This is a genomic window from Methanolobus sp. ZRKC2 (assembly GCF_045291185.1).
Taxonomy (GTDB): Archaea; Halobacteriota; Methanosarcinia; order Methanosarcinales; family Methanosarcinaceae; genus Methanolobus.
Genome location: NZ_CP146980.1, coordinates 19,959 through 40,382, shown reverse-complemented (window position 1 = coordinate 40,382; position 20,424 = coordinate 19,959). Strand labels below are relative to the sequence as shown.

Genomic DNA, 20,424 nt, shown 5'->3' with positions numbered 1-20,424 from the left:
CCTCACAAGTCCAGATTTGTGACATCCTTTGCATGTGTCGTGATGAAATGCTTACGTGGGGCCACATCATCTCCCATTAGAATGGAGAACATCTCATCTGCAGCTACTGCATCTTCCATAGTTACCTGTAGCAGTGTTCTGGTATCCGGATCCATAGTAGTCTCCCAGAGTTGTTCAGGATTCATCTCACCAAGACCCTTGTAACGCTGGATAGAAACACCCTTCTCACCAATTTCTTTCAGTTTGGTATCTTTTTCCCTGTCGGAATAAACGTAATGTTCTATCTTGCCTTTCTTCAGGCGATACAGCGGAGGCTGTGCTATATAGACATAACCGGCATCTATCAATGGCTTCATGTGCCTGAAGAAGAAAGTAAGAATAAGAGTTCGTATATGAGCTCCGTCTACATCCGCATCAGTCATTATTATGACTTTGTGATAGCGGGCTTTTTCAAGATTGTATTCATCACCGATTCCGGTACCCATGGCAGTTATGAGAGAAAGTATTTCATTGTTCTTCAGCACCTTGGCAAGACGTGCCTTCTCAACGTTGATTATCTTACCCCTGAAAGGTAAAATTGCCTGGAACTTCCTGTCACGTCCCTGTTTTGCAGAGCCACCTGCAGAGTCTCCCTCAACTAGGTATACTTCACAGAGGGAGGGGTCCTTCTCGGAACAATCCGCAAGCTTTCCCGGTAGTGTACTAACATCAAGGGCACTCTTTCGCCGGGTAAGTTCTCTTGCCTTTTTCGCAGCTTCCCTTGCACGCTGAGCATCCAGTGCTTTCTGGAGTATAGCCGTAGCAACTTTTGGATTCTCTTCCAGGTACTCGGAAAGACCTTCGGATACCATGGATTCAACGATTCCCTTAACCTCACTGTTTCCGAGCTTTGTCTTGGTCTGCCCCTCGAACTGCGGTTCGGTCAGCTTAACACTGATGATAGATGTAAGGCCTTCACGTATATCCTCACCTGAGAGTTTGACATCACCCTTTCCCATCTTGTTCTTTTTGATGTAGTCGTTTGCAACTCTTGTCAGGGCAGCCTTAAAACCAACAAGGTGAGTACCACCTTCATGGGTGTTGATGTTATTTGCAAAGGAGTATACATACTCGGCATAACTGTCAGTGTACTGCATGGAAATCTCAACAGCAGTTCCCTCTTTCTCACGTTCAAAGTAAATGGGAGAATCATGTAGAGCATTGCGATTATGATTAAGATGTTCTACGAAAGAAACTATGCCACCCTCGTAGTGAAAGTTATCCTGCTGTGTTTCTTCAGCACGCATGTCGGAAATGTTTATTGTGATACCTTTGTTAAGGAAGGCAAGCTCACGCAGCCTGGTTACAAGTGTCTCATAGACGAAGTTGGTGGTCTCGAAAATCTGAGAATCAGGCATGAACGTGGCTTTTGTTCCAGTACCATCCGTTTCACCGATCTCTAGCACTTCATCCAGAGGCTTCCCACGCTCATAGCGCTGGAAATGAATCTTTCCATCACGCTTGACCTCAACTTCCATCCACTCAGAGAGTGCGTTAACAACAGAAACACCTACACCATGCAAACCACCGGAAACCTTGTAAGTGTCCTTATCAAACTTTCCTCCTGCGTGGAGAACTGTCATTACGACCTCAAGTGCTGATTTCCTGTATTTTGAATGCATTCCCACAGGAATTCCACGACCATCGTCTTGTACCGTGATAGTTCCCTCTGGATTTATGGTCACATCTATTTGGGAACAGTACCCTGCCAGTGCCTCATCAATACTGTTGTCCACAACTTCATATACCAGATGATGCAGGCCCCTGCCATCGATACTGCCTATATACATACTGGGTCTCTTGCGAACAGCCTCGAGCCCTTCAAGGACCTGAATATTACTTGCATCATAGCCCTGTTTTTCTACCATATCTACTATGTCTCCCTAAAAAATATAATCAAAATTATACGCTACTTACGTTCAAAATGTGTACTCGTTCATCCCTCAAACTCAGTTAAAGAAAGATTTGTTTCAATTCTCTAGCTTCATTTTTCTCTAAAAAATTCTCTGGCTGCATATATGCATTCATTCTTATTAAATGTTTATATAAATCAGCTTAAAAAAAAGGTTACTGAGTACAATTAACAGAATTAAACAGTAATGATTGCCGGAGATATGGCCAGAAAATATAATATGATACAGTGTAAGTAAACATTAATTAAATATTAAATTATCATGATTCTTGTAATTAAAAACAGGAAAGAAAATAAATGAAAAAATTATCTTCATCCATCTTGTTAGTAAAAATTATTATTTCATTGATAATAGCATTATTAGTTATTCCAACAGCAAGTGCAGAACTTCCAGCAGAATCCGCAGAGATATCATATCAGGTAGAACATTCTGACAGGATAGTAATAGGAACTGTCACTGAGATTCAAAGCTACTATGATTATTCTATAATCACTGTGGAAGCACATGAATGGCTGATGAATCCAATATCATCCCCAGCAATCAAAATCAAGACAGGAATTGGCACTAATCTGGATACGGAAGACGAGGCAAGATTTTCTGTCAACGAAACAGCAATCCTCATGCTGAAAGAGACAGACCTGGAAAGCAATGCATTCAGGGTGGCAGTAGGTGAGCCGGGAAAACATCCATTGTCAGACAAGGATGCAATCACTAATGAGATATTGAAGTTGCAGGCTTCTCAAAGCTACAGAACTTCAGAAGATGGTGATGGTGTTGAGTACCTGGTACTGGAGGAAAGTTACGACGGCCAGGCAATAATGATGATCATTCAACTAGTAGCTTTTTTAGTGTCAATCGTTTTTGTAGTAGCACTTGTCAAAAAACGGGCTCATAAACCTGATTCAAGGAAGACTTACCTGACATTTTTCATGATAGGCATACTCACTTTTTACCTGAGTGGATTCATTCTCAGAGGCATACATCCGCCAGAGTCGATCTTTTTGATGTTCCTCATTTACTTCATCCTGTTCGAAGCAGGAGTACTTGCATCAGGAGAAAAGTCAGGAATGTTTATTGCAAAAGCATTTTCAATCTCCTTTGCAGCGCTTGTAATTATATCTGTTTTGTTCTTTGCAATGGGAGCATATTCACACATGAACTCCAAGGAAATAGATGCATACCTGCTGCAGGAAGAACCTGAGGAGTTTGTAGCGATCAAGGAAGAAGAGCTTGATAGTTATCCTGCACTCAAAGAAGCTATCGAGACCCAGAGTTACGTAGATGCAAGTACCGGGGAATGGGAGCGCACAATTAAATTGCTTAATGGCACTTCAGCAGTAAAGTACAAAGAAGAATATTACGGAATAGGTTTCATAACAGCCTGAGCCAAACCTACTAATCCAGGTTAGAATAGTTCCAGCTTCTTCCCCATTCCTTTTTCCAGAGCCTTCTCATAGACCATGTTCGCAGTTACAAGATCCTGCACCGCAAGGCCGGTAGAGTCGAATATGGTAATCTCTTCATCGGATTCCCTGCCGGGTTTGATACCAGCGACAACCTCTCCCAGCTCGGCGTATATGTCAGTTTTTGAGAAGATACCTGAAGAAACAGGCACGTTAATCTCGCCTGAATGTGATGCCTGGATGATATCATCAACAACTACCTTTGACCTTTTGAGCAAAGAGGAATCAAGTTCCTGCTTCCCCATAGCATCTGCACCGATGGCATTGATATGCGTACCTTCCTGTACCCATTCGGACATCACAATCGGATTTCTTACAGGAGTAGTTGTAACAAGGATATCGCAATCACAAACCTCTTTTATGCTGTCTTTCTTTGCGAAGTCACAATTTGCAAACGGCTGCATTTCCTTCACAAAAGCATCACAACTACTTGGTTTCCTGCATGTGATCTTAACTTCTTCGATATCCATGACCTTCGAGAGAGCACATAACTGAGTACGTGCCTGGTCACCCAAGCCTACCATTCCGACCACATTTGAATCCGGACGGGCCAGATACTTTGCTGCAACACCGCCTGAAGCACCGGTTCTCATATCCGTTAGATAGCTGCCATCCATTATTGCCAGAGGTGCTCCCGTCTCGGTTGAATTGAGTACGACGACGGCCATCACGGTAGGAAGTCCTTTTTCTCTGTTTTCGGGGTGTACATTAACGATCTTGACACCTGCAATGTCCTGTTCTTCCATAAAAGAGGGCATTGTACGCAGGTCCCCATTGTGCTTCTTGAAGTAAAGATAAGATTTCGGAGGCATCTGCACCTTATTCAATCCATGTTCCCTGAAACCGGATTCAACGGCAAGTAACGTTGAGGACATGTCAAGCACACCCTTTACATCTGATTGATTTAGCCACAAGATATCCATAAGTACCACTTTTTAAAATATAAGTGGAAAGTTTGAGTATCATAGGATAAAACAATTATGGAATGCACCTATATTCATGCAAACATAAATATATAATATCAATTTAATATATATCAGAACTCTTATGGAAGAAGACACAGCTAGAATTTCAAAACAAGAAATTCAGAAATTAATGAATGAAGCTAGCGAGCTTCTGAACATATTGGAGCAGAACTATACCTGGAACTCAAAGGAATATGCCCGAAACAGAAGTCGTTTCATTTCCGGGTACACTAAGTGGTATAAACAATCACGGGCGGTAATCCGTGATCTCATACCGGACAGATACAACAGGTTCCAGAGCCTTTTTAGTACAAACAAGCGCTCGGGCATCAATGAATACACATATACGGTACAGGACTACATCCACGGTATCCATCTGGAGAACGAATCAAGGAACTATACCGATGAAGTGACCTCCAGAAGACTGAAAGAACAGATGGAGATCCTCAGGTCTGCTTTTTCACGTATAGATGAGTTCTCGTTCGATCTTGAGAAATTCGTCAGGATAAATCCAATATATCCTGATCAGACTTCATTCAAGGAAAACAATAAAAATACAATTCTTGAGATTGAACTTGGGGAAGAACATTATAACAGCCTCAAGGTTGAGATGAACTCTACTTTCAGGCTTGGAATGTTCATCAGTACATTCTTACTTTCACGAAAGCTCATCGAAAATCTCCTTGTTGATATACTTAGGCTCATTTTCCCACCTACATCGGATGAAAATATTTCCCTGTATTTTGACATAAAGAATCAGAGTTTCAAAGACCTTGATATTCTCTCGGAAACCTTTGCTAAAAAGAAAAAGGAATTACCTTTCAAGGCTAGTGTCGTCGATGAGATTCTCATTGCACTTGAACGCATGAAATATGAAGATAAGCCGACATCCCATTCCGGGATAATAATACCTGAGCGTCAAGATATCCTCAGTTACAGGATTGAAGAAACTGTGGAAATGCTCCTGAGTATGAAACAGATCCTAAGAGAAAAAGCGTCTTTTTGAAAAACCGGTTACCTTTCCTGAATACTTTTTGACTTTCATATAAAAATAACGACTTATCCTATGGTTTCTGCAACCAGAGTACTCAACTGGCAAAGTACCCAAATAAATATATAAGAAAAATTCAGAATTTAGATGGGGTTTGTTATGAATATATTGTATGTCTTTGCTCACCAGGAGCCAAAGTCTTTTAACTCGACCTTAAAGGAGGCAGCTATAACCTCCTTTGAGAAGAAGGGCTATACAGTACGACTCTCCGACCTTTACGCGATGGAGTTTAAACCGGTTCTTGACAGGGCGGATTTCCTGCAGCCAAAAAAGACGGACATTTTCAATCCTTTTCTGGAACAAATGAACGCCAGCAAAAAAGGCACTTTTGCTCTGGATATTATGAATGAAATGGAAAAAGTCAAATGGGCTGATATGATCATATTCCAGTTCCCCATATATTTCACAGGCATGCCTGCAATTATGAAGGGATGGCTAGACAGAATCTTTGCCCCAGGGTTTGCTTTTAATCCTGTAAACCAGAATGCTTACGAGACCGGCCTGCTTAAGGGGAAAAAAGCAATGATTGTGATAAGCACAGGTGCCGAAGAGTCCTGGTACTCAAAGGGAGGACAGCATGGAGACATACATGAACTTCTAAGGTACATTACACATTGTACACTTGAGTATGCAGGCCTTGAAGTATTGCCTTCACATATTGTTTTTGGAGCAGGAAAAATGTCGGAGGAGAGAGTCGGAGAGGAAGTTCGCAGTTATGTGGAAAAACTTAATTCTATTTTCACATAAAACAAAAATTTCATTCTGAACTGCTAAAGGCATATTAAAGGAAAAAGGACATGGAAGACTTCAAATCAATTTGTAGTTTAAACAAGAGATTAATATAAAGAAGACTGTTCTATAAAATAAAAATAAGAGGGAGGCCTATGAGTAACAGTGGAAATACCTTTATTGGCATAATGGTCCTGGTCACTATAGTATTAGTGGTCATAGCAACATTTTCACTCGGATGTGCAGAAGATCTGTCAGACGATGGCGCGGGGTTAAACAATACAGAAGGAAATAGCAGTAATGAATACATTTATGACGATGCTGTTGTCGAAGAAGTCGAGATACTAATTCTTGAATCATTTCCTGTGCAGATAAAAGCAGTCGCAACCGGATATCTTCCTGATGGCTGTACTGAAATAGATGAAGCTAATACGACAATTGAAAGAAAAGGAAATACATTCGACATAAATCTCAGGACAATTCGACCCAAGGACGCCATGTGCACCGAAGCGATCGAACCCTTTGAGCAGACGATTGATCTTGATGTCTACGGACTTGAAAAAGGCGTCTATACGGTAAATATCAATGGCATTGAGGAAACTTTTGAGCTGACAACTGATAATATCATTTCAGAATGATATTATCATTCAGTTGAGCATGCCCAGATAAAACTGCAGCTTTTCTTTAAAACCCTTGATATCTATTGGTTTGGATATATAGTCAATGCAACCGGCAGCAATAAAACGCTCGTCGTCTCCACGCATTGAATGCGCAGTCAAAGCTATGACAGGTATATCCTTAGTCGAATCGTCACTTTTTATTCTGGAGAGCAATTCCAGCCCGTCTATTTTAGGAAGTTGTATGTCCAAAAGAATCAGATCTACATCTTCATCTTTCAATTTTTCCAGGGCAACGAATCCATCCTCTGCCTGTACGACAGCATAGCCATATGATTCCAGAAGATCAACTGTCAGTTCCATATTCACAGGGTTGTCTTCAACCACAAGTATCTGCACCATTTTATTCAATTCCCAAATTTTTTCATGCTTCGTATATGATATAGCCAGCGAGTAAAACAATTAGACATAAAATGCACAAACCACATACCCGGATTTATACATCAGTAAGTCCTGCAATAAACACTCATCATTATATTTTACAATATTATATGCTGATCTTTATAATATAAATAGATTTTCATATAGCCAACAAATACAAGCACTGTATAACCCCATAAACTTCATTAACATTACCATATTAATACAGAAACCTGTCACATAGACAGCAAAAGAAGACATCAGTTCAAAACATATCAATAAAAGGTATTCAGGCTTCACAGGTGCTCATTTGGAAAAGAATATGGATATCGTGGAAAAAAAGTTTCTAGGAATCATCCAGGAAATACATAAATCTCCAAGCAGGATAGTACTTTCTATAACAGGAGGAGGGAGTGGTGCTATCGACAAAATACTCAGGTACGGCGGTGGCTCGGCTACTTTGCTTGAGGCTTTGGTACCTTATGACAAAAATGCCCTCACAGATTTTATCGGCAGAGAACCTGGCAATTACTGCTCCGAGGAAACTGCAAGGGAAATGGCAATGGCATCCTTTGAACGGGCCCTAAAAATCAACCATAAGGAAAAGGGCACCGATACACGAAACATCATCGGTATTGGAGTCACCTGCAAACTTGTCACAAGCGACAATGAAAGAGAAGGAAGAAAACATGAGGTCTATTTTGCTTCCCAGTCTTTCCTGCAAACAACTTCAACCCGCTTGACCCTGCTGAAGAAAAGGACAAGAGAGGAAGAAGAAGATATAACATCCTTATTTGTTATTTACAGGATAGCACAGCTTTGCAATGTAGATGTTGAGAATACCTTCATTCCCCCTTCATTGATTCCGGAATTAAATGAAGCCGACACCAAAACCGCAGAGGTTAATCCTGATATAGGTAACCTGCTGGTAAACACGCTTTTAAAAGGTGAGAAGGCAGAGAAACATTCCATAAACATAAGCAGCCCTCTCAAAGATAAGAGTTCACAACCCAGAATGATCTTTGCCGGTTCATTTAATCCATGCCATAAAAATCACATTGAAATCGCAAGAACGGCATTCAGAATATCCAGATTCCCGGTCTGTCTGGAAATTTCACTTGCAAACGTAGATAAGCCACCTATTGACTTCATTTCTCTGGAATACAGGCTTAATTCTCTTGAAAAATACATGTCTGAAGATTTCATAGGAGATATTTACATCACAAATGCTCCTTTTTTCGCTGAAAAGGCAACATTATTTCCTGACTGTTGCTTCCTGATTGGAGCAGACACCCTTAACCGGACATTCAACGAAAAATATTATAGAAGAGGGGAGACAAAGAAAAGCCTGCTAGAACATTTTAAGTCTCTGAAAGTACAATTTTTAGTATTCCAGAGGAAAAACGTAGAGTTCACATTAGATAAGGATATTCAGGATACTTTCAAAGTGATCGAACTCAGCAAGTACAAAGATGACGGAACTTCGTCATCACAGATCAGGAAAGAAAAAAATAAACTGCCTTAAAGGTACCTTACACCACAGACATTATACAATGAAGGAAAACCTTTCAGTTCATACGTTTTCATGATGTCCTTATCAAGGGCTTCTGCAAGCTTATGTAGCATCTCCTGTGAGCGAAGGACGCTTTCTACATCTACCCTTTCCCAGTTCTCAGATTTAACATTATCAAGTGTCTCCCTGAGAAAAACAAATTCATCTGGCGAAAGGCAGCAATCGAAACTGATGCAGTAAGAAGCTTTATCACATTCAATTTTTGTCCTGGAAATTAACTCCTCAAGCATCTGTCCGCTGAGATCATGACTAAACTGGTGTTTTGACGGAGCAACGGATTCATTGTGATAGTGGACCTCGGCCAGAAACAGGAATCTATCACAATCACATATCCATTCCCTTAAATTGTAGAGTATATTCATTCCCACACCATGAGCATAGTAGGATTTCAAAATATAAAAATCTATTTTACACCAGAAAAGAAGCATACTCCGCCTTAATTTTATGATATGTTAACAACTTTGTATCACACTAATTATGAACTGAAAAATGGCGTATGAAAATTCATACATTTATGGAAAAGCACATATTTCCCTGCATATCATAGATCACCCAGGTCTGGAACTTCAGCAGAGGAATTTTTCAGCAAAGTGCCTTCTTCATACCTGATAATATTTATTCGCTCCTTGACCATGAAATCCATTATTAACTCAACTTCATCAACATAGTACATGCCCCCATAAATAGGTACAAAAGGCTCCCCATCGACCATTTCCACGTAAAAAAAATCTCCTCCGAAGTAAGCGATGAATTTCAACTCGTAATTGTTGAAAACATGAATCAGGAAGTCCTTTGACATAGGAGCATCAGCAAACTCGAAATCTTCATCCTGGAACTCAACCAGATCCTCTACCATAACAGTTCATTCAATGCATCCGATAAATAACTGGCCTGTAGTAGTCCGCAACAAAGAAGATCGGTAAAATCTTTACTCAAATATATACAACAAAACATGTTTGGTGTTTAGAATATCAAATAATAAACATCAAACACTAATACAGGCAGATAAGCACAAAAAGTCATATTATCTGAAAGAGCCCATCCCACGAGATATTGCTGCTGCCAACTCATCGGGGTTTTGAGAGCCGACCATCAACTTCTTACCGTTGCGAAACTCAAGTAGAACTCCTTTATTACCACTGACATTGTAAGCCCGGCCTTTCGGACCGAAACGTATACCCCAACCTCCATAATCACGCAACGGGTTATATTGGCATACTTCATAGGATTTAATGCTTTCAAACTGATATTTTTTAAAAGAAAGATGGAAGGGATAAAAACGAATGTAGAGGCCGCTACTACGAACTTCCGTAATCAGCCTTATAGATAGCATGAAAACAGGGAGCAAGACACCAAATATAACAAGGAGAAATAGCACTCCGTTATCTGATGTCGGATTGTTTCCAAAGGCTTCTCCAAATACCAGTTGCTGTATGGCACCGTACCAGACAATTGCCACAGGCAGCAAAACAAGCAACCACAGCCATAGCTGGTCAAACTTTTGTTGCTCTCTGAAAAAAATGATATCTTCATCGACCATATTCAAGAGATGTAAAAAGACGTATAAAACTTCAATGACTGGCTTTAAATTTCAATTGTCGGCAAAATGAGGAACACTAAAGTAAAAGGTACTTCCTTCACCTTGTTCGGATTCCACCCACAATTTGCCCTCATGGAGATCAATTATATTTTTTACTATAGCCAGCCCAAGTCCGTTTCCACCGAACTTTCTGGTTGAAGTACCATCAACCTGATAGAACTTTGCGAAAATATGTTCCAATTGCTCTTCAGGAATGCCAGTTCCGGTATCCCGGACATAAACCACCGTGCTATTTGTATCATGCATTGTACCAATCTCAATGTGACCCCCTTTTTCCGTAAATTTCAGGGCATTGTCGATGATTTTGGTAAGTGCATATGAAAGTTTCTCAGGATCAGCTTTTACAAAATGATCCTCATCAAGCTTTTTTGTGACGTTTACACCCGAGGCATCAAATTTCCCGTTAAAACTTCTACAGGCAATCTCGATGATTCCATTGACATTTGTCTTCACGATATCCAACTCCTCGAGTTCGCCCTCACCTCGGGCAACTTCCAAAAGATCCTGGATCATCCAGTTTTGTTTCTCAAGAGCTTTCAGTGATTTTTGAAGGTAGCCACGTCTCTTTTCTTCATCAGACTCATCCATTGAAATTTCCACATATCCTTTCATAATGTTCAGGGGAGTGCGCAATTCATGAGATATGTTTGCAATGATATTATGCTTCATCTGTTCGAGCTTTTTTATTTCAGTTACGTCCTTTGCAACTGCAACATATTTGACTTCATTGCGATATTCCACACTGCCCATGCTCAGAATAACAGATTTCATCTTACCCCCAGGAGTAGTGAAACCCAGCTCATGGACAAGAGTAGTATTACCCTCAGGATCATCTAAAACCGATTTAAGGTCTTCGTCTTTTTCACTGAAAAAAGAATAAAGATCAAGCCCTATGACATCATCTTTCCCGGATTCCGCAATCTGTATGAATGCCTCATTGGCAAATTCGATCTTACCATTATCATCGGTAACAACTATCCCGTCAAGACTCCCGGAAACCACCTTTGTGAGATAGTTCCTGGTATCAAGTATTTCCCGGGCAGCTTTTTCTTTTTCAGCGATAAGGTATCCGATGTGCTCTGCCATATTATTGAAAGAATCAGCAAGCTGGCCGATTTCGTTGCGGGAACTAATGCTTACTTTATAATCGAGATTACCTTCACCGAAAATTTCCACACCTTCTTTCAGTTCCATGACTGGTCGGGAGATAACTGAGCCCGAGAAATATGCAATACCGGAACCCGCGAGCATCAGCAAAAGAACAAACACTGCAAGGATCATCGTGAATTTTTCCACAGCATCTCCGATACTTTCCTGGGACATACCCACATGAACTTCCCCTGCTTTTCCGTCCAGTATAGGATAGGAGATGTCCATGATATATCCCTCTTCACTATCAAGCATCTGAGTACTGGTTCTTCCAAGTGCAGGGTTTATTCCCTTCAAATCCACCGGAAAACCCCCGTCGAACGTATGGACCATTACTTCCCCGCGTTCATCTACAATGAACACATATATGACCTCTGATTCACTTTCCTTTATTGTTTTCACAAGCCATTGAAGACGAACATGGTTATCCGTGAGAATAGGGTTCACACTGTTCTCTGCCAGGTTTCGTGTAAGCGAGATACCCTTCTCATTCAGTTCCGACTTCATCATACTTGTCTGCACAACATTCAGATAGGAACCCATCAGAACACCAAGTATCAGAATAATAAAGACTACATTGAGAATCAGCTTTGTCCTGATGCTTAAATTATCAAAATATGTCGTTAGTTCCGGTGATACTTTTTCCATGCTCATCTTGCCCCTAAGGAACTGTATTCATTTGATGTGTATGTATCGTGGTCTATTTCAACGAACATATTGAAGTCCATTTTTTTCAGCAGAGTCATTCCTTCGGGAGAATCATGCATCTTAAGCAATGAAGTCTTGATCTTGTCCTCTAATTCACTATCAACGTCCGGATGTACTGCAAATGTAGGGACAAGTTGTGGAGGAGACGAATGGATTATTTTCAATTCAGACGAATAGTCAGTTGAGCTGTCCACAACATATGTCCACATGATACAATCAACTTCGGCACCGTCAAGAGTCCCCTGTATGATCATGTCAATGAAGTTATCCTGACTATTACTGTAGATGTAGCTGGAAAAGAAAGAATCAGGAGATTCTTTGATCACATGTTGCATATACTCGGGAACAACCTCTCCCCTGTTAAAACGATAACTGTTAAACGCAAACCTTTTGTTGCGCAGATCCTCCAGCGAATTTATCTCATCATCAGACCTTGTGATCACGTATGAAGAATAATGGATGTCACCATGAGTAACAGGCACTGCAATGATCTCCATTCCAAAGTCTTTATGACCTTTGAGATAATCGTCTTCCCTGACAAACACTGCATCCAGGTATCTTGTTTCCAGAAGATAATTAATTTCAGCAGGATTATCCCTCTGGACAAGTTCGAAAGTCAGGCCGGTATCTTCAGACAGATGATCAAGGAAATCCTGGTAATATTCCATTGTAATTTTAGGAGAGGCCATCGAGAAAACACCCAGGCGAACTGGCCTGCTACTTGTATCAGAGTTTTCCAAAGCCTCTGTTTTCTCAAGAGATATCTGCAAAACTTCTTCCTTTTCAAAACACCCGCTAGAAGCCGTTATGGCTAAAAGAGATGCAAGAATAAAAATCATTAACAAGTACTTGTCATAGTTCAGCGTCTGTTTTTTCATTCTGAGTTCCACAACAGCATTTTTGTACGCAGTATATACTCAAATAATTAAATAACATGCAAGCAATCAAACTATATAAAACTTACATTATACAAGTAACAAAGAAACTTATATATATAGATAATACAATGTATGTAGCAAAGGAGGGTTAAATTGATCCCCAAGCATAAATACATATTGTTGATTACTGTAAGCATAGTATTGCTTTCTGCCCTATTCCTTGCATTCCAATCTGATTCTCCTGAAGAGGAAACTCTTACAAACGAAGATGGAGCAGACACTCAAGTACCAACGACACATGACAATGCAGCCATCATAAACAACAAGATATTCATCAAGGGATCTGACACTATTTTACCCGTCTCTAATGCCGAATCGGAAGCTTATATGAAACTGCATCCCGAGCATGAGATAATCATAATCGGCGGAGGTTCTTCACTTGGAATTGCCAGTTTCATAGAAGGAGAGGTCGAGATAGCCATGGCCTCCAGAAAAATCAAGGAATCGGAAATTGAAACCGCAGCTGATAAAGGCATAGAACCTATAGAGACCATCATAGCATGGGATGGCATATCCGTAATCGTCAACAAGGACAACCCTCTGGAAAGCCTGAGTATCGAGCAACTCAAGAGGATCTACACCGGAGAAATCACAAACTGGAAGGATCTCAGAGGCAATGACGAAGAGATTAAAGTCCTTATACGAGACAGCAGTTCAGGAACCTACGGATTCTTCAAGGAAAATGTGCTTCTTGACGAAGAGTACTTTCAGGGTGCAATCACCGAACCAAATACTGAGGCCGTTGTAGGCGACGTTTCAACAGACACTGCAGCCATAGGATATATAGGACTGGCATACATGGATGAAAGTGTTAAAATGCTGGGACTTGGCGTTCAGGAAGATGTCTTTTACCCGGAGGCAGAACTGATAAGAGGAGGGACATATCCGCTTTCCAGACCTCTGCAATACTATACTAATGGCCGTCCCGAGGGAATTGCAAAAGAATATATTGATTTTGTTCTAAGTGATACAGGACAGGAAATCGTTTCCAACGTCGGATACCTTCCGGTGAGATGAAACTCACCGGGAAAACTGTTTAATGTCCAGTCGCAAATAGACGTTAGTGAATAATATGTTCATTGAAGTCCATACAACAGCGGCAAATATGGAAGAAGCCAGGAAAATAGCACATACTCTCACGGAAAAAGGACTGGCAGCCTGTGTTAACATGTATCCTGTTGTTTCAGTATACAAATGGGAAGGGAAGATTGAGGAAGATAACGAAATAGCACTTTCCATAAAAAGCACATCCCGACATTTCGAAGAGATAAGGAGTACTATAAAATCATTACATAGCTATGAACTTCCCGCCATAGTCTCAAGGAAAATAGAGGGGGACCCTGACTACCTCCACTGGATAGCAGACTCTACGGAATGATTACCTCCTTCCGTAAAGTAAGTACAGTAACTGAGAAAGGAATATCCACAACAGGTAGAATATTAGTAGTGCAAGGACTACCCCTATAGTAAGAATTGCAAAATTCAGTAATACCCACAGGATTATTAGAACCAGTACTACCTTCAGGAAAAAGCTGAGAATGCTTCTAAGAGGATTCGAATGCTTCTTTTTCCGCGGATTTCTGCCGCTTGGAGGAGGACGATATGTCCTATACGTGTAAGTCCTGTATGTATAAGTCCGCCGACCACTAGCCCCGTAATTATTTCGTCGTTGCGTATACTGCCAGGGCACAGATTGCCTGCGATCATACTCTGCACGCTTCACCGGATCCGAAAGTACAGTGTAAGCTTCATTTATCCGTTTTGATTTTTCTTCGGCATCCTTACTGGGATTCCTGTCAGGATGATATTTTATCATCAGGTCACGATATCGTTTTTTGATTTCATCTGCAGAAGCATCCGATGATATGCCCAGGACTGTGTAATAATCAGGCGTACTCATTAGGTTCTACCCATCTCTCAACTAACAATTACATTTTCTCATTAAAAGATATATCGCAAATCTATGAAAATACCGGAAGCTAATAGAAACAGGAGTTATGGTTAACTCCCGTTGAGTATGGTGTGTGTAGGGAATGGTATATCAATACCCTCTTTCTCGAATTCCCGGTTTATCATTGTGTTCACCTGGTCAATGACAGTGAACTTTTGACCGGGGTTGCGGACCCACATTATCATGGCAAAGTCAAGGCTAAAGTCACCATGGTTATCGAACCTTATATAAGGCGCAGGATCATCCAGCACAACATCTATACTGTGTGCGATTTTAAAAAGAACACCCCGGACTTTCTCGACATCCGAACCATAAGCAACACCTATTGTGACTTTCACCATCATTGTTGCCTCCGGAGAAGTATAGTTTACGATCCTGCTGTTTGCAATAGTACTGTTAGGAATCACTATCATATTATTATACAGGTTCATTATACGTGTGCTTCTGATACCAATCTCCTGTACAATCCCTATCTCTCCACCATCAATCTCGATCCTGTCACCTATTTTGAACGGCTGGTCAAAATATATTGAGATCCCGCCGAACAACTGGGCTATGGAATCCTGTGCTGCAAAGGCTACTGCAAGTCCGACAAGACCGGCAGATGCGAACAGGGGACCGACATCAAAGTCCCAGATACCCTTGAGTATTGCAAGAAAGCCGAAGAAGACTATAAGAACACTAACGATGTTCTTGAGCAATGGCAGGAGTTCGTCGTCTATTTTAGTTTCGGTTTTTCTCACAAAACTGGAAAATACATGCTGGAAAAGTATCTTATTGACCTGAAGAAGTGATAAAATCCAGACAACTCCGAGGAATGTGAATAGTATAGCCGCAATAAATTCAATTGCAAAGTTACCCATGTATAACAGTTCAGCAGCTACGAAAAATCCGATGAGGACGACGGTAAAAAATATCGGTTTTTTTAGCGCGGAAACAATGAGATCATCACCTTCGTAGCGGGTTTTTGATGCATAGTGTAAGAACACCTTCTCAAAAACAAAGTCAGCCAAAAAGGCGAGCACGACCGAAGCAATCAGTACTACAATTGCTGCAGACAGATTCGATTCGGACGTTCCCGGCCAATAGCCTGTGAGCTCGGCAATATAGAGAGGAATAGTCTCATTCAAGAACATAAGTCAACGTTCGATTATTTAATATATATATTTTTTCAGTCAAATCACAGTAAAAAGTATGAAATAATAGTCCCAGGATACAGCCACCAATGAGAAAAAAAGAGCAAATAACCTCGAGAAAATGGACTCTGCAGGGAGTAAAAGAGAAAGATCCGGAAAGAAAAATGCATTTTTTCGATCTTGCTCTCGAACTTGATCCATATGATGTTGTAGCGCTGAATAACAAAGGCATGCTTCATCACAAAAAGGAGGAGTTCGAAGAAGCTATAAGGTGCTATGACAGGATACTTGTCCCCGGAAACCTGTCAAAACCTGCTCCTGTATTGTATAATAAAAGCCTTGCACTGGAATCCCTGGGCAAGTATGAAGCTGCCCTTAACTTTACAAAAGAGGCACTCAAACAGGACCCGGATCATGATAAAGCAAGAAAGCTTCAGGAAGACATAATAAGATTGATGGAAACACATGAAGAACCATCCCGGAAGAAAGCAAAGATACCATCCGGAAAACTTGCTGTCAACATTGTTTACACAGAATGGCAGCCACCTGCTGTCAGCACCTTACTTGCCTATTCCATGAAATTTAACCAGAGAGAGATCAAGTACCACAAAGGTTTCGGGGAAGATCTCATTAAAGAAAAAGCAATACAGGATAAGCTCAGCCGACGTATCTACTGCTGCAGGACCTGTTCGTTTCAGGAAAGTAACGTGTGCAAGTACTCAAAAACAAAAGGAATGGCAGTTTCAGAGACTGCCATCTGCAGGCATTTCAAGCCTGGAAAAACAATTTGAGAATAATTAAGTGTTCAGATAACCCCAAGTGCTGCGAGGCGATCCGGCAAGTAGGTATCTGTCACAAAGTCAAGACCTTTTCCTGCAAAGGCCTGCTGTTCAGCTTTTTTGCCAATATCAAGCTGAAGGTTTATCTGCTCTTTCCAGTATTCACTTTCAAACCGCGGATCGGTGAGTTCACTCCTAAGAGCGCTTACATCTTTATCAGTCAGTTTGTCAGTGGAAAGTTCGTACTCTACAATGTCAGAAGGCTGGACTCCTATAAAGTGAGCGCCCGGAGTTGCCATGTGTTCCGAGAGATGGGCACTCTTTATAGCACCGTATGCAACCGAGGCAAAGATACGATATGACCAGGGATCACCATCAGTAAATACGGTAACAGGTATGTTCAATTCATCATTCATGCGCTTGATAAGACGTCTTGTAGATCTTGCGGGCTGGCCTTTAAGGTGAACAAGTATAGCATTGTACTTTTCATCAAAACCATTCTCAATCAGCCTCGCGTACATACCACCAGTCTCCACGGCTATGATGAAATCCGCATCATGCTCAAGAAACTCGATGTTCTCAACATTGAAGGGTATCTGATAACCACTCTCACCGATATCTTCCTGGCAGTGAATCATCCTGTCGCCACGGTTTGTTTCCTCACGTATCTTTATGGGACCAAACATTGTAGCACCGTCCTCTTCCGGACGCATGTGGAAATATTCCCTCTGCAGACCGGAGATGATCTCCAGGTCTTCGATGAGCCTGTCACTTTCCGGTTGCTCGCGGAATTTTGCAATATCCCAGTTTTCAGAGATATAGTACAACTCCCTCAATGTTGATCCGCGGTTCTGTCCAAGATGATTGTTCACTATGAAGTCCACAACATGTGTGGTCTTTAGGAGCTGGAAAGCCCCTTTTACAGTCTTGGCACTTCTTTCGGTCTCACGATCACCGTAGACCCAAACATCACTGTCATTACAGTATTCGATGTTCTTCTTCGTACGGGTTGGCAAACTGACAGACGGCACAGCCCCTTCAACGAACTGGGTGTAAAGTCTCTCGGCCATTCCCAGAAGACGGTTCTTTGCGAGGCCATCGTGCTCTTTTTTTTGCTCTGATAATTTTCCTGCCATTTATCTCATCCCTTTATTGCCTTTGCACCGGTTACAAGTTCCTCATCAAGTCCTTCCACAATCAGTGAAGGCAGACGGGATATTTCATTCTCGTCAAGAGTTGCTACAGAATAATTAATGACTTTGGAAGAACCGGGAGAAACACTCATCTTCCATACATGATCGTAATCACTACCCATGGATATTACCTTGGGTTCCGGGACAGCCCCCTCTACTTTGAATGGCAGCATGTCATGGATATTGAATTCACACTTCTTTGACGAATAGTTCTTCACACGTATCGAGACACTGGCATTGCCATCACCATTGCCCTCTATGATCCTGTCGACCAGCAGGTTACCCATCACTTTTGCAACTACAGGGTTTATGTCAGGAACATCCTTGTCAAGTGTTACAGCAAGTTTCTGGGCCATTTTTGGCAACACTTTTTTGATGATGACTTCTTTCTCACGGCGTTTTTTCAATGAGTCCTGCTTGCTCAAAAAGCGACTGAGCTTTCTTGAAACTTCTTTTACCGCCAGTTCGATCTCATCTTTGATCTCGGGAATCTCTGCAACGGCATCCTTTGATTCGGAAGTGAACGGGACATTGGTAGAAGCTACATGAACCAGGATGACAGCAGGACCGCTTGGTATTCCTCCACCTGGCTGGTTGAGTCCATACTGTTTCCATTTAATAGATTCAATGGCATGAGTGGTCACACAGCCACCTTGCTGGTAAAGCAGGGGAACCCTGTTGGCAAAACGCATGATTTCAATGCGATCATCCTTGTGAAGTTCGCCTCCGTAAGCAATGCCTACCTCAACAACGAAGGGATTTCCAGAGAACACAGAAGGAGAGCGTGTGGTTGTTGCTATGAAATCTACACTGAACTCTTTCTCAAGTCCTTTGTAGATAAGATCTTCACCTATGGGAGAAAGACAATCAGTCGGAGGAGCCATTATCTTTACTTTTGAGAATGCATCCAGGAGTTTTCTTGCCTGATCCCTGTTAAGTTCATGCGGATCAAATTCGGGATCAAGGCCTGAAGCCTTGCAGATCTCCTCTGCTGTAAGGTGACCGATCTTGGAAAAAGAATAGCGCAAAAAGGGGGACAATTTCTGACGTTCGGTGTAACGAAGCATCTTCATAAGTGTTCCAAGCTCGATGCCGTGAGGATGAGGAAGAATCTCGTTTGCAGGAATCGGCATTTTATCCGTTGCTCTTTCGAAGATTACCTCATTACCATCAGGTTCAACTAATGTTATCCTTGCATGAGGATTCACTATAGCAGTAGCTTTCAGATACTCGTAGATCGACTGACGTCTTCCTTTGACATAGGAAGCTTCCATTTCCAGCTCTATACGCGTTCCATGAGGACGATCCCAGTCCACAATGTTGTCCTTCAGTATCTCAGGGTCATTAGTACTGGTATTTATCATCAGTTCGTAATTATGAGCAGGTTTACTGGAATCTATCTTTGAGATGATCTTGGCCGGATGGCCGGATGTCAGTTGTGCATAAAGGACAGATGCGGAAATCCCTATACCCTGCTGTCCACGGCTTTGTTTTAGTGCGTGGAACCTTGAACCGTAAAGCAACTTTGCAAACACCTTGGGAATCTGTTCCTTTACTATACCCGGGCCGTTATCCTCGATAATTATGACAACGTTATCCTTGCCGGCACGCTCTATGTGTAGCAGGATATCCGGCAGGATTTCTGACTCTTCACAGGCATCAAGGGAGTTGTCTACAGCCTCCTTAACAGTTGTTATAAGGCTGCGTGGAGCTGAATCAAAACCCAGTATCTGCCGGTTCTTCTCAAAGAATTCTGCGACACTGATGGATTTTTGACTCTTCGCGAGTTCTTCTGCAATTGGGGCTACCATAAAGATATCATCCTCTTTAATGTTGCTAAGAACATCAAAGTAATAAGATAAATAAATAACGTGGAAAATATAAATTTGTGTTAAAAATCATTTCAGCTCTGCACCGACAATTGTCTGGGTTGCAGTCACATCACTGGTTTCACGGATCTGGTCAACGATATTGTTGAGACGTCCAAGATCGTCAACTTCGATTATAACTACGAAATCATATTCTCCAAAAACATGATAAATGTCTTTTATACCTTCGATTTTGTTAAGCTCGTTGTATGTGGCCCTTTCCTTTCCGGGCGAAACATTCGTCATCGTGACTCCGATCACCATTTTTATCACCGACACTTGAGTGGACTGCAAGATATTTATTCGTTTCTTATAAAATAATAAAACATTGG

General features: G+C 41.4%; 20 protein-coding genes and 1 pseudogene. 8 read left to right on the top strand and 13 right to left on the bottom strand.

Annotated elements, in window-relative coordinates; translation table 11 throughout:
* Nucleotides 1-2: 2 nt before the first annotated feature.
* Nucleotides 3-1,907, bottom strand: a complete 1,905-nt coding sequence (gyrB, locus tag V7O62_RS00195) for a DNA topoisomerase (ATP-hydrolyzing) subunit B (protein ID WP_406656997.1) — start codon at nucleotides 1,905-1,907, stop codon at nucleotides 3-5.
* A 365-nt stretch (nucleotides 1,908-2,272) separates the two neighbouring features.
* Between gyrB and V7O62_RS00190 the strand changes: the two genes are divergently transcribed.
* Nucleotides 2,273-3,337: a hypothetical protein gene (locus tag V7O62_RS00190; protein WP_406656996.1), complete on the top strand. Its 1,065-nt coding sequence runs from the start codon at nucleotides 2,273-2,275 to the stop codon at nucleotides 3,335-3,337.
* A gap of 20 nt (nucleotides 3,338-3,357) precedes the next feature.
* Here the strand turns inward: V7O62_RS00190 and ala are convergent, their stop codons facing one another.
* Nucleotides 3,358-4,338, bottom strand: coding sequence for an alanine dehydrogenase (ala, locus tag V7O62_RS00185; RefSeq protein WP_406656995.1), 981 nt, complete (start codon nucleotides 4,336-4,338; stop codon nucleotides 3,358-3,360).
* A 172-nt stretch (nucleotides 4,339-4,510) separates the two neighbouring features.
* Between ala and V7O62_RS00180 the strand changes: the two genes are divergently transcribed.
* The 3 genes from V7O62_RS00180 to V7O62_RS00170 all read left to right on the top strand — a co-directional run bounded on the left by V7O62_RS00180 (nucleotide 4,511) and on the right by V7O62_RS00170 (nucleotide 6,798).
* The gene (locus V7O62_RS00180) at nucleotides 4,511-5,386 is read left to right on the top strand and encodes a hypothetical protein (protein WP_406656994.1); all 876 of its coding nucleotides are present in this window, start codon (nucleotides 4,511-4,513) and stop codon (nucleotides 5,384-5,386) included.
* Nucleotides 5,387-5,530: 144 nt separating this feature from the next.
* Complete coding sequence (locus tag V7O62_RS00175) at nucleotides 5,531-6,178, top strand: NAD(P)H-dependent oxidoreductase (protein ID WP_406656993.1); 648 nt, start codon at nucleotides 5,531-5,533, stop codon at nucleotides 6,176-6,178.
* A 137-nt stretch (nucleotides 6,179-6,315) separates the two neighbouring features.
* The gene (locus tag V7O62_RS00170; RefSeq protein WP_406656992.1) at nucleotides 6,316-6,798 is read left to right on the top strand and encodes a hypothetical protein; all 483 of its coding nucleotides are present in this window, start codon (nucleotides 6,316-6,318) and stop codon (nucleotides 6,796-6,798) included.
* A gap of 9 nt (nucleotides 6,799-6,807) precedes the next feature.
* On the opposite strand, the gene V7O62_RS00165 is transcribed toward V7O62_RS00170, so the two are convergent.
* Nucleotides 6,808-7,179 (bottom strand): response regulator, encoded by a 372-nt coding sequence (locus V7O62_RS00165; RefSeq protein WP_406656991.1) that lies wholly within the window; start codon nucleotides 7,177-7,179, stop codon nucleotides 6,808-6,810.
* A 328-nt stretch (nucleotides 7,180-7,507) separates the two neighbouring features.
* Here V7O62_RS00165 and V7O62_RS00160 point away from each other — a divergent pair, with 328 nt between their 5' ends.
* Entirely contained in the window at nucleotides 7,508-8,722 is a 1,215-nt protein-coding gene (locus tag V7O62_RS00160) for a hypothetical protein (protein ID WP_406656990.1), read from the top strand.
* On the opposite strand, the gene V7O62_RS00155 is transcribed toward V7O62_RS00160, so the two are convergent.
* From V7O62_RS00155 to V7O62_RS00135, 5 genes are all read right to left on the bottom strand, one after another.
* Complete coding sequence (locus V7O62_RS00155) at nucleotides 8,719-9,138, bottom strand: hypothetical protein (protein ID WP_406656989.1); 420 nt, start codon at nucleotides 9,136-9,138, stop codon at nucleotides 8,719-8,721. The two genes, V7O62_RS00160 and V7O62_RS00155, sit on opposite strands and share 4 nt — an antisense overlap.
* A gap of 173 nt (nucleotides 9,139-9,311) precedes the next feature.
* On the bottom strand, nucleotides 9,312-9,626 hold the full coding sequence (locus V7O62_RS00150; RefSeq protein WP_406656988.1) for a hypothetical protein: 315 nt from the start codon (nucleotides 9,624-9,626) through the stop codon (nucleotides 9,312-9,314).
* A 168-nt stretch (nucleotides 9,627-9,794) separates the two neighbouring features.
* The gene (locus V7O62_RS00145; RefSeq protein ID WP_406656987.1) at nucleotides 9,795-10,310 is read right to left on the bottom strand and encodes a DUF6141 family protein; all 516 of its coding nucleotides are present in this window, start codon (nucleotides 10,308-10,310) and stop codon (nucleotides 9,795-9,797) included.
* 51 nt (nucleotides 10,311-10,361) lie between these two features.
* A complete protein-coding gene (locus V7O62_RS00140) occupies nucleotides 10,362-12,167 on the bottom strand; it encodes an ATP-binding protein (RefSeq protein ID WP_406656986.1) in 1,806 nt (601 codons plus the stop codon).
* 2 nt (nucleotides 12,168-12,169) lie between these two features.
* Nucleotides 12,170-13,105, bottom strand: coding sequence for a PhnD/SsuA/transferrin family substrate-binding protein (locus V7O62_RS00135; RefSeq protein ID WP_406656985.1), 936 nt, complete (start codon nucleotides 13,103-13,105; stop codon nucleotides 12,170-12,172).
* 153 nt (nucleotides 13,106-13,258) lie between these two features.
* Here V7O62_RS00135 and V7O62_RS00130 point away from each other — a divergent pair, with 153 nt between their 5' ends.
* Complete coding sequence (locus tag V7O62_RS00130; protein WP_406656984.1) at nucleotides 13,259-14,182, top strand: PstS family phosphate ABC transporter substrate-binding protein; 924 nt, start codon at nucleotides 13,259-13,261, stop codon at nucleotides 14,180-14,182.
* A 55-nt stretch (nucleotides 14,183-14,237) separates the two neighbouring features.
* Complete coding sequence (cutA, locus tag V7O62_RS00125) at nucleotides 14,238-14,543, top strand: divalent-cation tolerance protein CutA (protein WP_406658308.1); 306 nt, start codon at nucleotides 14,238-14,240, stop codon at nucleotides 14,541-14,543.
* Between the two features lie 321 nt (nucleotides 14,544-14,864).
* On the opposite strand, the pseudogene V7O62_RS00120 reads toward cutA, so the two are convergent.
* Nucleotides 14,865-15,065 (bottom strand): annotated as a pseudogene (locus V7O62_RS00120) (DnaJ domain-containing protein); the annotation flags it as partial.
* Nucleotides 15,066-15,166: 101 nt separating this feature from the next.
* A complete protein-coding gene (locus V7O62_RS00115) occupies nucleotides 15,167-16,252 on the bottom strand; it encodes a mechanosensitive ion channel family protein (RefSeq protein ID WP_406656983.1) in 1,086 nt (361 codons plus the stop codon).
* Between the two features lie 89 nt (nucleotides 16,253-16,341).
* Between V7O62_RS00115 and V7O62_RS00110 the strand changes: the two genes are divergently transcribed.
* Complete coding sequence (locus V7O62_RS00110) at nucleotides 16,342-17,043, top strand: tetratricopeptide repeat protein (protein ID WP_406656982.1); 702 nt, start codon at nucleotides 16,342-16,344, stop codon at nucleotides 17,041-17,043.
* A gap of 14 nt (nucleotides 17,044-17,057) precedes the next feature.
* On the opposite strand, the gene V7O62_RS00105 is transcribed toward V7O62_RS00110, so the two are convergent.
* The 3 genes from V7O62_RS00105 to V7O62_RS00095 form a co-directional block, all read right to left on the bottom strand.
* Nucleotides 17,058-18,167 (bottom strand): DNA topoisomerase IV subunit A, encoded by a 1,110-nt coding sequence (locus V7O62_RS00105; protein ID WP_406656981.1) that lies wholly within the window; start codon nucleotides 18,165-18,167, stop codon nucleotides 17,058-17,060.
* Nucleotides 18,168-18,172: 5 nt separating this feature from the next.
* Nucleotides 18,173-20,035 carry a DNA topoisomerase VI subunit B gene (locus V7O62_RS00100; protein ID WP_406656980.1) on the bottom strand — a complete coding sequence of 621 codons (1,863 nt, stop codon included), beginning with the start codon at nucleotides 20,033-20,035 and terminating at the stop codon, nucleotides 18,173-18,175.
* An 87-nt stretch (nucleotides 20,036-20,122) separates the two neighbouring features.
* A complete protein-coding gene (locus V7O62_RS00095; protein WP_406656979.1) occupies nucleotides 20,123-20,356 on the bottom strand; it encodes an Lrp/AsnC ligand binding domain-containing protein in 234 nt (77 codons plus the stop codon).
* Nucleotides 20,357-20,424 lie beyond the last annotated feature (68 nt).